The sequence below is a fragment of the Pseudomonas kermanshahensis genome, from assembly GCF_014269205.2.
In the GTDB taxonomy this organism is placed as follows: Bacteria; Pseudomonadota; Gammaproteobacteria; order Pseudomonadales; family Pseudomonadaceae; genus Aquipseudomonas; species Aquipseudomonas kermanshahensis.
The window spans coordinates 658,489-672,011 of the sequence record NZ_JABWRY020000001.1 but is presented as its reverse complement, the minus strand read 5'-3'; the positions used below and the strand labels follow the sequence as shown (position 1 = coordinate 672,011).

13 protein-coding genes are annotated in these 13,523 nt (G+C 61.9%); 10 read left to right on the top strand and 3 right to left on the bottom strand.

Annotated elements, in window-relative coordinates:
• Positions 1-66: 66 nt before the first annotated feature.
• Positions 67-660 (top strand): biliverdin-producing heme oxygenase, encoded by a 594-nt coding sequence (locus tag HU764_RS03120; RefSeq protein ID WP_027595655.1) that lies wholly within the window; start codon positions 67-69, stop codon positions 658-660.
• 54 nt (positions 661-714) lie between these two features.
• Positions 715-1,128 (top strand): YbaN family protein, encoded by a 414-nt coding sequence (locus HU764_RS03115; RefSeq protein ID WP_186703521.1) that lies wholly within the window; start codon positions 715-717, stop codon positions 1,126-1,128.
• Here the strand turns inward: HU764_RS03115 and arcD (HU764_RS03110) are convergent.
• Positions 1,108-2,535 (bottom strand): arginine-ornithine antiporter, encoded by a 1,428-nt coding sequence (gene arcD / locus HU764_RS03110; protein ID WP_186675695.1) that lies wholly within the window; start codon positions 2,533-2,535, stop codon positions 1,108-1,110. The two genes, HU764_RS03115 and arcD (HU764_RS03110), sit on opposite strands and share 21 nt — an antisense overlap.
• 433 nt (positions 2,536-2,968) lie before the next feature.
• Here arcD (HU764_RS03110) and arcD (HU764_RS03105) point away from each other — a divergent pair, with 433 nt between their 5' ends.
• The 6 genes from arcD (HU764_RS03105) (at position 2,969) to HU764_RS03080 (ending at position 9,931) form a co-directional block, all read left to right on the top strand.
• Positions 2,969-4,396, top strand: coding sequence for an arginine-ornithine antiporter (arcD, locus tag HU764_RS03105; RefSeq protein ID WP_186703520.1), 1,428 nt, complete (start codon positions 2,969-2,971; stop codon positions 4,394-4,396).
• A gap of 32 nt (positions 4,397-4,428) precedes the next feature.
• Positions 4,429-5,691 (top strand): arginine deiminase, encoded by a 1,263-nt coding sequence (arcA, locus tag HU764_RS03100; RefSeq protein WP_186703519.1) that lies wholly within the window; start codon positions 4,429-4,431, stop codon positions 5,689-5,691.
• Positions 5,692-5,760: 69 nt separating this feature from the next.
• The gene (locus HU764_RS03095; protein ID WP_099453034.1) at positions 5,761-6,771 is read left to right on the top strand and encodes an ornithine carbamoyltransferase; all 1,011 of its coding nucleotides are present in this window, start codon (positions 5,761-5,763) and stop codon (positions 6,769-6,771) included.
• Positions 6,772-6,918: 147 nt separating this feature from the next.
• Positions 6,919-7,848 carry a carbamate kinase gene (gene arcC / locus HU764_RS03090; RefSeq protein WP_186675690.1) on the top strand — a complete coding sequence of 310 codons (930 nt, stop codon included), beginning with the start codon at positions 6,919-6,921 and terminating at the stop codon, positions 7,846-7,848.
• Positions 7,849-7,904: 56 nt separating this feature from the next.
• On the top strand, positions 7,905-8,273 hold the full coding sequence (locus HU764_RS03085) for a DUF5064 family protein (protein WP_186675687.1): 369 nt from the start codon (positions 7,905-7,907) through the stop codon (positions 8,271-8,273).
• A 149-nt stretch (positions 8,274-8,422) separates the two neighbouring features.
• Complete coding sequence (locus HU764_RS03080) at positions 8,423-9,931, top strand: sigma-54-dependent transcriptional regulator (RefSeq protein ID WP_027595647.1); 1,509 nt, start codon at positions 8,423-8,425, stop codon at positions 9,929-9,931.
• On the opposite strand, the gene HU764_RS03075 is transcribed toward HU764_RS03080, so the two are convergent.
• Both HU764_RS03075 and HU764_RS03070 read right to left on the bottom strand, forming a co-directional pair.
• On the bottom strand, positions 9,926-11,095 hold the full coding sequence (locus tag HU764_RS03075) for an MFS transporter (protein ID WP_186675681.1): 1,170 nt from the start codon (positions 11,093-11,095) through the stop codon (positions 9,926-9,928). The genes HU764_RS03080 and HU764_RS03075 overlap by 6 nt on opposite strands.
• A complete protein-coding gene (locus HU764_RS03070) occupies positions 11,088-11,900 on the bottom strand; it encodes an alpha/beta fold hydrolase (RefSeq protein ID WP_186703518.1) in 813 nt (270 codons plus the stop codon). Before HU764_RS03070 ends, HU764_RS03075 begins: the two co-directional genes overlap by 8 nt.
• A gap of 122 nt (positions 11,901-12,022) precedes the next feature.
• Here HU764_RS03070 and HU764_RS03065 point away from each other — a divergent pair, with 122 nt between their 5' ends.
• A complete protein-coding gene (locus HU764_RS03065; protein ID WP_027595645.1) occupies positions 12,023-12,529 on the top strand; it encodes a MarR family winged helix-turn-helix transcriptional regulator in 507 nt (168 codons plus the stop codon).
• Positions 12,530-12,554: 25 nt separating this feature from the next.
• Positions 12,555-13,493 (top strand): LysR family transcriptional regulator, encoded by a 939-nt coding sequence (locus HU764_RS03060; RefSeq protein ID WP_099453027.1) that lies wholly within the window; start codon positions 12,555-12,557, stop codon positions 13,491-13,493.
• The last annotated feature ends 30 nt before the right edge of the window (positions 13,494-13,523 follow it).

The following is a 13,523-nucleotide window of genomic DNA, read 5'->3' as shown; positions in this document are numbered from 1 at the left end:
TTTACTGTCCCGCCCCCGCTATTTCGTCTTGTCTCTAGACGCCCCCTTTTTCCAAGGACTGCCCCCATGACCGAACGCCCAGCCCTGCGCTCCCAGCGCCTCAACCAGATCACCCACGCCCCGCACGCCGAGCTGGATGCCCTGGTCAAGTCCCACGCGCCCTTCGACAGCCGTGAAAGCTTCGCCCGCTTCGTGGTCGCCCAGTACCTGTTCCAGTCCGAACTCAAGGCCTTGTACACCGACCCGCAACTGATCGCCATCGTCCCCGATCTGGCCGAGCGCTGCCGCGCCGAGCAGGCTCGCCTGGACCTCGCCGACCTCGACACCGAAGTGCCTGGCCCAGTGCCCGGCGCGGTACAAAATCCGAGCCTGGGCGAAGCCATGGGCTGGATCTTCGTCTCCGAAGGCTCCAAACTGGGCGCTGCGTTTCTGATCAAGCGGGCCGTGGCCCTGGAGCTGTCCGACAGCTTTGGCGCTCGCCACCTGGGCGAACCGGCCGGCGGCCGTGCCGAAGGCTGGAAACAGTTCACCCGTATTCTCGATGGCCTGGCGCTGTCGGCCGACGAAGAGGCCGCCGCCGAACGCGGCGCAGTCGCAGCCTTCGAGCGCTTCACCGAGCTGCTCAAACACGCCTATGCCGCGGATGCCGCGTTGGTCTGACACGCTATGCCCGGCCACCCCACCGGTGGCCGAACCGTTTTTTGCAGTGAGACCATGACCCAACCTGCCCGCTCGAAAATCGCCCGCCTGCTGTATGGAATCCTGGCTTACGTCAGTTTGGGGATAGGCCTGGTCGCGATCGTCATTCCTGGCCTGCCGACCACTGAGTTCATCTTGCTGGCCGCCTGGGCCGCCACCCGCAGTTCACCGCGTCTTTCTGCCTGGCTGGAGAACCACCGGTTGTTCGGGCCGATTCTGTTCAACTGGCGCAATGGCAAGGTGATTCAGCGTCGGGCCAAGGTCAGTGCAACCCTCAGCATGCTGCTGTGCGCGGGGCTGATGCTGACCTTCCTCGACCATCACTGGCCCGTGTTTCTGGCAATTGGCGGCATGACCCTGGGCAACCTGTGGATCTGGTCACGCCCAGAACAGGCCTGCCCTGCCGGCTCACAAGCTCAGCAACCCTGAATACAGGGCATACGCCGCCAGCGCAGCGCCCGCCAGCACCGCGGCAAAAATGAGCTTCTCCCACGTCGTGAACAGGGTCTGCCCCTGCTCGTGCTTGGCCCTGGCGAACAGAATCACCCCGGGGGCATACAACAGTGCCGACAGCAGCAGGTACTTGAGCCCACCGGCATACAGCAGCCACACCGCATACAGCAGAGCAACCAACGCCACCAGCAGGTCTTTGCGCCGCAACGCCGCTTGCCCGGCGTAGGTGTCTGCACGTACCGCCAACAACACCGCATACGCCGCTGACCACAGGTAAGGCACCAGGATCATCGAAGACGCCAGGTAGATCAGGCTGGTGTAGGTCCCGGCCGAAAACAGCGTAATCAGTAGAAACCCCTGGATCATGCAGTTGGTCAGCCACAGGGCGTTGGCCGGTACATGGTTGGCGTTTTCCTTGGCCAGAAAGCGCGGCATGGTCTTGTCACGCGCGGTGGCAAACAGGATCTCCGCACACAGCAACGCCCAGGAAAGCAGTGCGCCGAGCAGCGAAATGGCCAAGCCGATACTGATCAGCAACGCACCCCACGGGCCGACGATGTGCTCCAGCACCGAGGCCAACGACGGGTTCTGCAAACCCGCCAGCTCTGGTTGGGTCATCACGCCCAGCGACAGCACGTTGACCAGCACCAACAGCGCCAGCACCCCCAGAAAACCGATCACCGTGGCCTTGCCCACATCCGAGCGGCGCTGCGCACGCCCGGAATACACGCTGGCGCCTTCGATACCGATGAACACGAACACGGTCACCAGCATCATGTTGCGCACCTGGTCCAGCACATTGCCGAACTGCGGGTTGCTCAAGCCCCAGATATCACGGGTAAAGATATCGGCCCGGAATGCGAAGGCCGCGATGACGATGAAGATCAGCAACGGCACCACCTTGGCCACGGTGGTCACCTGGTTGATGAACGCCGCCTCCTTGATCCCGCGCAACACCAGAAAGTGCACCGCCCACAGCAGCAGCGAAGCGCAGCCGATGGCGATGGGCGTGTTGCCCTCGCCAAAGACCGGAAAATAAAACCCCAGCGTACTGAACAGCAGCACGAAATAGCCGACGTTGCCGAGCCAAGCACTGATCCAGTAACCCCAGGCCGACGAAAAGCCCATGTAGTCGCCAAAGCCGGCCTTGGCGTACGCATACACACCCGAGTCCAGTTCGGGCTTGCGGTTGGCCAGCGTCTGGAACACGAACGCCAGGGCCAGCATGCCAACCGCGGTGATGGCCCAACCGATCAGCACCGCCCCCACATCGGCACGCGCCGCCATGTTCTGTGGCAGCGAGAAGATCCCGCCGCCGATCATCGAGCCAACCACCAGTGCGATCAACGCGCCCAAGCGCAGCTTCTGTCCCGGTTCGCTCATGTGCCTCCCTTTTTTCACCCGCTGTCATGCGTTTGAAACAGCCGTGGCGGCCATATAAAAGGCATGATTTATATTGAATAAGGCCATAAAAGCTATAGCAGTCATAACTGCTTTGTCTATGCGATGCCTCAGTAAAAACTAGCAGCTGCCCAGCAACTAGGGAAGAAACTGTTAACACTCGAAATTCTTGTGAAAAATTTGCGAAAGCCTCAAAAACAGCTAGCTTCAAGCATCGCAGGCCGAACAGAGCGTTTGCTCTAGAAGGACATGGAGGTGCCAGCGTGCAAGGCCTGCAGCAAAGCTGTCGGCACTCTCCAGGAGCCACGTGAAGGATTTTTCCTACTTTACGTGCCCGTGAACTGACCCAAGTCAGCCCATGGTGCAGGCGTCGGATTTACTCTGTCGTCAACTTTCTCCTGGCAGGAGTTGTTAAATGTCTGATTCATCCGGAAAACTAAAACTCGGTGCGTTAGTTGCACTGGTAGTGGGCTCAATGATTGGCGGCGGGATCTTCTCATTGCCGCAAAACATGGCGGCCAGCGCGGGGGTTGGTGCAGTGCTGATCGGCTGGGCCATCACCGCGGTCGGCATGCTGACCCTGGCGTTCGTGTTCCAGACCCTGGCCAACCGTAAACCTGACCTGGACGGCGGTGTGTACGCCTACGCCAAAGCCGGTTTCGGTGACTACATGGGCTTCTCGTCGGCCTGGGGTTACTGGATAAGCGCCTGGCTCGGCAACGTCGGTTACTTCGTGCTGCTGTTCAGCACCCTCGGTTACTTCTTCCCGATCTTCGGTGAGGGCAATACCCCCGCCGCGATCATTGGCGCCTCGATCCTGCTGTGGGCCGTGCACTTCCTGGTGCTGCGCGGGATCAAGGAAGCAGCGTTCATCAACCTGGTCACCACGGTCGCCAAGATCGTGCCGCTGGTGCTGTTCGCCCTCATCTGCCTGTTCGCCTTCAAACTGGATGTGTTCACCGCCGATATCTGGGGCCTGGGCACACCAGAGCTGGGCAGCGTGATGAACCAGGTGCGCAACATGATGCTGGTCACCGTCTGGGTGTTCATCGGCATCGAGGGCGCGAGCATCTTCTCGTCACGGGCGGAAAAACGCAGTGACGTGGGCAAGGCCACCGTCATCGGCTTTGTCACCGTGCTGTTGTTCTTGGTGCTGGTCAACGTACTTTCGCTGGGCATCATGACTCAACCGGAACTGGCCAAGCTGCAGAACCCATCGATGGCCGCCGTGCTTGAACATGTGGTCGGCCATTGGGGGGCGGTGCTGATCAGCGTCGGCCTGATCATCTCGCTGCTGGGGGCACTGCTGTCGTGGGTGCTGCTGTGCGCCGAGATCATGTTCGCGGCCGCCAAAGACCACACCATGCCGGAGTTCCTGCGCCGCGAAAACGCCAACCAGGTACCGGCCAACGCCCTGTGGCTGACCAACGCCATGGTGCAGATCTTCCTGGTCATCACGCTGTTCTCCAGCAGTACCTACCTGTCGCTGATCTACCTCGCCACCTCGATGATCCTGGTGCCTTACCTGTGGTCGGCGGCGTATGCCTTCCTGCTGGCACTGCGCAGCGAAACCTACGAGCAAGCCCTGGCCGAACGCAAGAAGGACCTGTTCATCGGCGCCGTCGCCTTGCTGTACGCCATCTGGCTGCTGTACGCCGGCGGCGTGAAGTTCCTGCTGCTCTCGGCCCTGCTGTACGCCCCTGGGGCCATCCTGTTCGCCAAGGCCAAGCGCGAGGTTGGCCAACCCATCTTTACCAACGTGGAAAAACTGATCTTCGCGGCCGTGGTCGTCGGCGCCCTGGTGGCTGCCTATGGCCTGTACGACGGCTTCCTGACCCTTTGACCCACGTCTTCGCACACATGGAGGAATGAACAATGTCCGCTGAAAAACAGAAGTACGGTGTCCACTCCGAAGCCGGCAAACTGCGCAAAGTGATGGTCTGCTCCCCTGGGCTGGCCCACAAGCGCCTGACCCCGACCAACTGCGATGAACTGCTGTTCGACGATGTGATCTGGGTCGACCAGGCCAAGCGCGACCATTTCGACTTCGTCACCAAGATGCGCGAGCGCGGCGTCGATGTGCTGGAAATGCACAACCTGCTGACCGACATCGTGCAGCAACCGGAAGCCCTCAAGTGGATCCTGGACCGCAAGATTACCTCTGACACCGTGGGTGTCGGCCTGACCAACGAGGTGCGTAGCTGGCTCGAAGGGCTGGAACCACGCCACCTGGCGGAGTTCCTGATTGGCGGCGTGGCCGGCCAGGACCTTCCAGTAAGCGAAGGCGCCGAAGTGATCAAGATGTACAACAAGTACCTGGGTCACTCCAGCTTCATTCTGCCGCCGCTGCCCAACACCCAATTCACCCGTGACACCACCTGCTGGATCTACGGTGGTGTAACGCTCAACCCGATGTACTGGCCTGCGCGGCGCCAGGAAACGCTGCTGACCACCGCCATTTACAAGTTCCACAAGGAGTTCACCGGTGCCGACTTCCAGGTCTGGTATGGCGACCCGGACAAGGATCACGGCAATGCCACCCTTGAGGGCGGCGACGTGATGCCAGTCGGCAAGGGTATCGTGCTGATCGGCATGGGTGAGCGCACCTCGCGCCATGCCATCGGCCAACTGGCTCAGAATCTGTTCGAGAAAGGCGCTGCCGAAAAAGTCATCGTCGCTGGCCTGCCCAAATCCCGCGCAGCGATGCACCTGGACACCGTGTTCAGCTTCTGCGACCGCGACCTGGTAACGGTATTCCCCGAGGTGGTGAAGGAAATCAAACCCTTCATCATCACCCCAGACTCCAGCAAGCCCTATGGCATGAACATCGCGCCGCAGGATGCCTCGTTCCTCGAGGTGGTATCCGAGCAATTGCTGGGTAAGAAAGACAAGCTGCGCGTGGTCGAAACCGGCGGCAACAGCTTTGCCGCCGAGCGCGAACAGTGGGATGACGGCAACAACGTGGTGGCCATCGAGCCGGGCGTGGTCATCGGCTACGACCGCAACACCTACACCAACACCCTGCTGCGCAAGGCCGGTATCGAGGTCATCACCATCAGCGCCGGCGAACTGGGCCGGGGCCGGGGCGGCGGCCACTGCATGACCTGCCCAATCGTGCGCGACCCAATCGACTACTAACGACCATACGCCCGGCCGCGCCCACGAAGCGGCGGCCGGGATGTTTGCCAAACTCAAGGAGAAACTGTCATGGCGTTCAATATTCACAACCGCAACCTGCTCAGCCTCGAACATCACACCACGCGCGAGCTGCGCTACCTGCTGGACCTGTCCCGCGACCTCAAGCGCGCCAAATACACCGGTACCGAGCAGCAGCACCTGAAGGGCAACAACATCGCCCTGATCTTCGAGAAGACCTCGACCCGCACCCGCTGCGCCTTCGAAGTCGCCGCCTATGACCAGGGCGCCAACGTCACCTACATCGACCCCAACTCCTCGCAAATCGGCCACAAAGAAAGCATGAAGGACACCGCCCGCGTGCTCGGGCGCATGTACGATGCCATCGAGTACCGCGGCTTCAAGCAAGAGATCGTCGAGGAGCTGGCCAAGTTCGCTGGCGTGCCCGTGTTCAACGGCCTCACCGATGAATACCACCCCACCCAAATGATCGCTGACGTGCTGACCATGCGTGAGCACAGCGACAAGCCGCTGCACGACATCAGCTACGCCTACCTAGGCGATGCCCGCAACAACATGGGCAACTCGCTGCTGCTGATCGGCGCCAAGCTCGGCATGGACGTACGCATCGCCGCGCCCAAGGCGCTGTGGCCACACGACGACCTGGTCGAACGCTGCAAGAAATACGCGGAAGAAAGCGGCGCACGCATCACCCTCACCGAAGACCCGAAAGCGGCGGTCAAGGGCGTGGACTTCGTGCACACCGACGTCTGGGTATCGATGGGCGAGCCGATCGAAGCCTGGGGCGAGCGCATCAAGCAGCTCAAGCCTTACCAGGTGAATGCCGAGCTGATGAAGGCCACCGGCAACCCACGGACCAAGTTCATGCACTGCCTACCGGCCTTCCACAACTCGGACACCAAGGTGGGCAAGCAGATCGCCGAACAGTACCCAGACCTGGCCAACGGTATCGAAGTGACCGATGACGTGTTCGAGTCGCCGGCCTGCATCGCCTTCGAGCAGGCGGAAAACCGCATGCACACCATCAAGGCGATCCTGGTGTCGACCCTGGCTGACCTTTAAAAGCCACACCTGATCTCTGTGGGAGCGGGCTTGCCCGCGAATAGGCCAGCCGCAACAACGCGTTGCCTGAGCTGACGCCTTCGCGGGCAAGCCCGCTCCCACAGGATCGGCGTCGACCGTCAACATTTCCGATAAAGGACATTCCCCATGCGTATCGTTGTTGCATTGGGCGGCAACGCCCTGCTGCGTCGCGGCGAGCCCATGACCGCTGACAACCAGCGCGCCAATATCCGCACCGCCACCGAGCAGATCGCCAAGATTCACCCCGGCAACGAACTGGTCATCGCCCACGGCAACGGCCCACAGGTGGGCTTGCTGTCGCTGCAGGCGCTGTCCTACAAGCCGGACGAAGCCTATCCGCTGGACGTGCTCGGTGCCGAAACCGAAGGCATGATCGGCTACATGATCGAACAAGAGCTGGGCAACCTGCTGGAGTTCGAAGTGCCGTTCGCCACCCTGCTCACCCAAGTCGAAGTGGACGCCAACGACCCGGCCTTCAAAGACCCGACCAAATTCATCGGCCCGGTCTACAGCAAGGAAGAAGCCGAGCGCCTGGCCAAGGAAAAAGGCTGGGTGGTCAAGGCCGACGGCGACAAGTACCGCCGTGTGGTGGCCAGCCCCAAACCCAAGCGCATCTTCGAGATCCGCCCGATCAAGTGGCTGCTGGAAAAAAGCAGCATCGTGATCTGCGCCGGTGGCGGTGGCATCCCCACCATGTACGACGAAAACCGCAAGCTCAAAGGTATCGAAGCGGTCATCGACAAGGACCTGTGCTCCGCACTGCTGGCCGAGCAATTGGAAGCCGACCTTCTGATAATCGCCACCGACGTCGATGCGGCCTACATTGACTGGGGCAAGCCTACGCAAAAAGCCATTGCCCAGGCCCACCCCGACGAACTCGAACGCCTGGGCTTCGCCGCTGGCTCCATGGGGCCGAAGGTGCAGGCGGCCAGTGACTTTGCCCGCAACACCGGCAAAGTGGCGGTGATCAGCTCGCTGGAGAACATCGAAGACATCGTCAAAGGCACCGCCGGCACCCGGGTTTCCACCGCCAAGCCTGGGATCAGCTACCGTTGAATGCAGTGGGTGGGCGCCTAGCGCCCGCCATTTTCGACCTTCCAAAGGAGCTTGCCATGGCCCAGTACCACCCTGGTCATGTACACATCGAGCGCAGCGCGCTGAACACCAATGACCACAGCTATGACCTGAACATCGAATACGAGGCCGCGACGGACCCCAAGGAAGGCAGAGGCATTCAGTTCCACATGCATGGCAGCATCGAAGGCAAGCCGGTGGAAGAAAAGTTCTTCCTCGCCAAGGACCAAGTGTTGCCCAGCTTCCTCATGCTGTTGACCCGCAAGGCTCAGTCTTACCTGGCCCCGCCGAAGAAGTTCGAGAACCTGAGCTCACCGCACAAACTCTACGACTACATGTTCGCGGACATTCGCGAAAAGCTGGACGTGAAATCGGGCGACGCGATCAAGCCTGAACATCTGGAGTGACCCAATCGCCGGCAAGCCGGCTCCCACAGGTACTCCACTATCTTGGGTCCAGCGGGGTACTTGTGGGAGCCGGCTTGCCGGCGATTGGGTTTAACACTGCTCCCAAGGCATACTACTGGCCTCCCCGGCCATGACCATCCGCCTCCCCCATGCGCATCCACGTCAGCTTCATCGACCGCGTCGGCATCACCCAGGAAGTCCTCGCCCTGCTCGGTGCCCGCAACCTCAACCTGGACGCCGTGGAGATGGTCCCGCCGAACGTCTACATCGACGCCCCGACCCTCAGCCCCGCCGTGCTCGAAGAGTTGCACGACGCCTTGTTCGAAGTGCAGGGCGTGCAGTCGGTGGATGTGGTCGACATCCTCCCGGGCCAACGCCGCCACCTGCAGCTCGACGCCCTGCTCGCGGCCATGAGCGACCCGGTGCTGGCGGTGGACAGCGCAGGCCTGGTGCTGCTGGCCAACCCGGCGTTGATTGCCCTGTGCGGGCGCGAGTCGGCCGGGCGCTCGGTGGGTGAACTGTTCGGCGACAACGGCCTGCTTCAGGCCCTGCAAGACAACAACTTCCACCTGCCAATGCGCGAGATGCAGCTCAATGGCCAGAGCCTGCTGCTCGACGCCACCCCCATCACCAACGCCGGCGGCCTGCTGACCCTGTACCCGCCGACGCGCATGGGCGAGCGCCTGTCGGCCTTGCACCACGACCACGCCGAAGGCTTCGATGCCTTGCTCGGTGAGTCACCGGCCATCCGTACCCTCAAAGCCCGTGCCCTGCGCGTGGCGGCCCTCGACGCACCCTTGCTGGTACATGGCGAGACCGGCACTGGCAAAGAGCTCGTGGCCCGCGCCTGCCATGCCATCAGCAGCCGCCATGCCGCGCCGTTTCTTGCCCTGAACTGCGCCGCGCTGCCCGAGAGCCTGGCCGAGAGCGAGCTGTTCGGCTATGCCCCAGGCGCCTTTACCGGTGCGCAACGCGGTGGCAAACCGGGGCTGATGGAACTGGCCAACCAAGGCACGGTGTTTCTCGACGAGATCGGCGAAATGTCGCCCTACCTGCAGGCCAAGCTGCTGCGTTTTCTCAGCGACGGCAGCTTCCGTCGCGTGGGTGGCGACCGTGAGGTGAAGGTGGATGTACGCATCATCAGCGCCACCCACCGCGACCTGGAGCGCATGGTGGCCGAAGGCACCTTCCGTGAAGACCTGTTCTACCGCCTCAACGTGCTCAACCTGCAGGTGCCACCGCTGCGCGACCGTGGCCAGGACATCCTGATGCTGGCGCACTTCTTCATGCAGCAGGCCTGCACGCAGATCCAGCGCCCACCCTGCCGGCTTACGCCAGCTACCCACTCGGCGCTGCTTGCCAACCCATGGCCAGGCAACGTGCGGCAGTTGCAGAACGTGATTTTCCGCGCTGCGGCCATCTGCGAAGGCAACCTGGTGGACATTGGCGACCTGGACATCGCCGGCACTTCGGTGGCCCGCGGCCAGGACGGCGAAGTGGCGAGCCTGGAGCAAGCTGTGGGCGACTTCGAGCGAGAACTCTTGCAGCGCTTATATGCAAGTTACCCCTCAACACGGCAATTGGCCGGCAGGCTGCAGACCTCGCATACCGCCATTGCGCAGCGGCTGCGCAAGTACGGTATACCCGGAAAGTCATGAGGCCTGTTGAACAGCCCGAAGGTTATTGACCGGACGCAACAGGGTGCTCAACCCCAACAGCACGAAGGCACCAATCATCATCACCGCCCAAGCCCAGTGCAATGAGCTGAGCTGGTCACGCACGATACCGGCGAGCAGTGGCATGCTGGCGGCAATCAGGTACCCACCACCTTGCACGAACGCCAACAGCGCGCCGGCCTTGGACGGTGAATCCGCGTGGTCCATGGCAACGATCAACGAGAGAGGGAAAAGCGCCCCAATGCCCAGGCCCAGGCATACCGTCGCCACGGCCGCCAACGCTACCGGCGCGACCATCAGGCACGCCAACCCTGCTATCAACAACAAAATGACCAACACCAAGGGGTGCCTGCGGTCAGGAAAGCGCTGGATCAAGGATGACACGAGCAACCCGGCGAGCACTTCGGTGACGGTCAGTGCCCCCAGCAGGTAACCCGCCTGGGCCGCTGTCCACCCCAACTCGATGTAGAACGGCGGCAACCAGGCCAGCACCAAGGTGTAGGCACCAGTGCCAATGCCGAAGAACAGCAACAGCAGCCAGGCCCGCGCGCTGCGGTAGGGCAATGTGGCCGCCACCTGTCCGCCAGGCGTACCACGCGCTAGCAACAGCCAGACGATCAGGGCGACCAATGCCGGGACGGCAGCGTAGCCCAACGACAGTTGCCAGCCGAACAGGCTCGCGCCGGGTGCTGCCGTGGCGGCGGCCAACGCGGCGCCCGCCATGATGCCGGTGGTGAACAACCCCATCAGCATGCCGGCACTTTGCGGATGGCTGCCTTTGAGGAACGCTGGCATCAGCGCCTGAATGATCGCAATGCCGATACCGCCCAGTGCCGCCGTGGCGATGAGCGCTTCGGCAGTGCTGACGTAGGCGCGTGCAGCGCAGCTCAGCGCAATCAGCACGATGCCTGTCGCCACGCCCGTGGTCTCGCCGACCAGACGCAGCAGCCAGGGGCCGGACAACGCGAACACGCCCATCATCATCACCGGCAAGGTTGTCAGCAGGCCGGCTTGGGTATTGCTCAGCCCCAGGTCGTGCTGCAGCAATTGCAGCAACGGGCCGATGGCAGCCATGACCGGGCGCAGGTTCAAGCCGATCAGTATCGCCAGCAACCCGACACAGGCTTTGTTGGGGGTATCAGACATGATGGAGGGGCTCCTGCAGAAACGCACCGGTTACCTGGTTGAATGCCTGTGCCAGCGGTACGTTGAATACGTGCCCCTCGCCAGCGAGGGTGGCCAGGCGAGCGTGACCGATGTTGCTGCAGATGGTTTCGGCCTCGGCGCTGGGGCTGATCGGGTCAAATTCTGCGGCAAGCACCAGTGTGGCAGCCTGAATGCGTTGCAAATCGCCAGTCAGGTCGTACTGCTTCATGCCCTCGCACCAGCGGACCTGGTTGTGCGCCCGCAGCTGCGCGGCCTGGGCGTGCCACGCCTGGTAAAGCCGCTGACCATCGGGCGAGGCGGCGAAGTCCGCACCCACCAATGCAGGCCAGCTCGATTTGAAGCGTTTGAGGCAACCATCCTGCTTGTCCAAGGCGGCCGCCCACTCGCTGAGCAGCCCTCGGCGATGCGCCGTGCTCATGCTGGCGAAGGTGCCGGCAACGATCAGTTTCTCTACGGCGTGCGGTGCATGGCAGGCCATCTCAAGGGCCACCATGCCCCCCAGGGACAAGCCGATCAGCTGGATGCTGTCGAGCCCGAGGTGGTCCAGCAGCGCCAGCATCTCCAAGGCTTGGGCATGGGCGGTGATGCCTTCGGGTGCATCACTGGATGCACCGTGCCCTAGCAGGTCGGGTACGATGACACGGTGCCCGAGGCCAAGCAGCGCGCTGAGCTGCGGCATCCACGCTCTGCCGCTGTTGCCCAACCCATGCAGCAGGAGTACAGGGCTACCGGAGCCGGTGTCATGATAATAGTGACGATGCTGTCCATGTATGAAAAAAGCCATGCTGCCTCCTGATCCTTGAGCTTCACCGCGCCAAGATAGCTTAACGTTAAGATTGTTAAAAGGTGCGGGGGTTCAGAAGGTGCGCTGGTTACACATTTCCAGGTTGAACGATGAGTGCAGCAATGAACGATCATGTCGATTTCGTCGTCGCGCAGTGGGCGCAGGCGATGCCTTCCGTGGATGTTTCCTCCATGGAAATCTTTGGCCGAATGGCGCGTATCAGCAAGCACCTGGAGCGCATGCGTGCAGAAGCCCTGGCGCAGTATGGTTTCAAGGAGGGCGAATTCGACGTCCTGGCAACCTTGCGCCGTGCGGGGGCGCCCTACCGCCTGACGCCCACCGAGCTGTATCGCTCGTTGCTGATAACGTCCGGCGCGATGACCAACCGCTTGGCGAGACTGGAAAGCGCCGGCATGGTCGAGCGCATTGCCGACAATCATGACAAGCGCAGCTCCCAGGTGGCCCTCACAGCACAGGGCAAGGCATTGATTGATAAGGCCGTCCTTACCCATACTGAGATCCAAGAGCTGGTACTGGCCCCCCTGAGCGCCGAGCAGCGAGCACACTTCGCTCAGCTGTTGAAGCAAATGCTCGCTCATCTGCCAGGTGAGGGTGCGCCCAGGCAATGAACTGGAAAATTCAGGAGGAATTTTCATGCTTCACAGCAATTACCTGAAGCAATTGGATCTGCAGGACATCGTGGTGTTCATCAACCTGCTCGAACTGCGCAGCGCCAAGCGGACTGCCGAATTGATGAATGTCAGCCAGCCCACCGTCAGTTATTGCCTGAAGCGCCTGCGCGGGTGCTTCGACGACACCTTGTTCTCGTCGTCGCAAGGGGTGCTGAAACCCACCACCAAAGCGGAAAAGATTGCCCCGTACCTGCGCGTGGTGGTCGAGTCCGTCAACCGCTGTGCCGAGGACGACAGCAGCGCCTCGCCACAAGCACAGCGCAAGATCTGGCGCATCTGCGCGCCCGAGTATTTCGAACTGTCCTTCTTGCCGCAGGCGCTGGCGGTACTGTCACGTACCCACGGCAATACCTCGCTGCACCTCGAACGCTTGAGCCGTGACCTGCCGGTGGACCGGCTGATTTCAGGCGACATCGACATTGCCATCGGCTTTGGCCCGGGCTACCACCAGATGCACCCCGAGCTGCAGTGGCAACCCGTGCTCAGCGATGATTTCGTGTGCGTAACCAGCCAAGGCATGCTCGCCAGTGAAGAGGCCATGAGCCTGGACGAGTTCTGTGCGTCGCCCCATGTGTTCCCCACACCGTGGATATCGGAAAAGAACATGGTCGACAGCTGGCTGGACAAGGTTGGCCGATCACGCAACGTGCTGGTGCGCGCCAACGGCTATCAGGCCTGCGTGAATATCGTGGCCGCCGTGCCCGCCACGGTGGCACTGCCCGCACGCCTGTTGCCGCACCTGCGCATCGCGCCTGGGCTTAAGGTGTGCAAACCGCCACTGGGGTTCCCCAGTTTCACCCTCGACATGATCTGGTCGCGCGACCGCAGCGACAGCAAGGATATTTCCAGCCTGCGCGCACTGGTCGAAGCGGTGGCGCAAACGCTGTTGACGGAACGATGACCCGGCTTTATTAAATTTTCCCATCGCGTT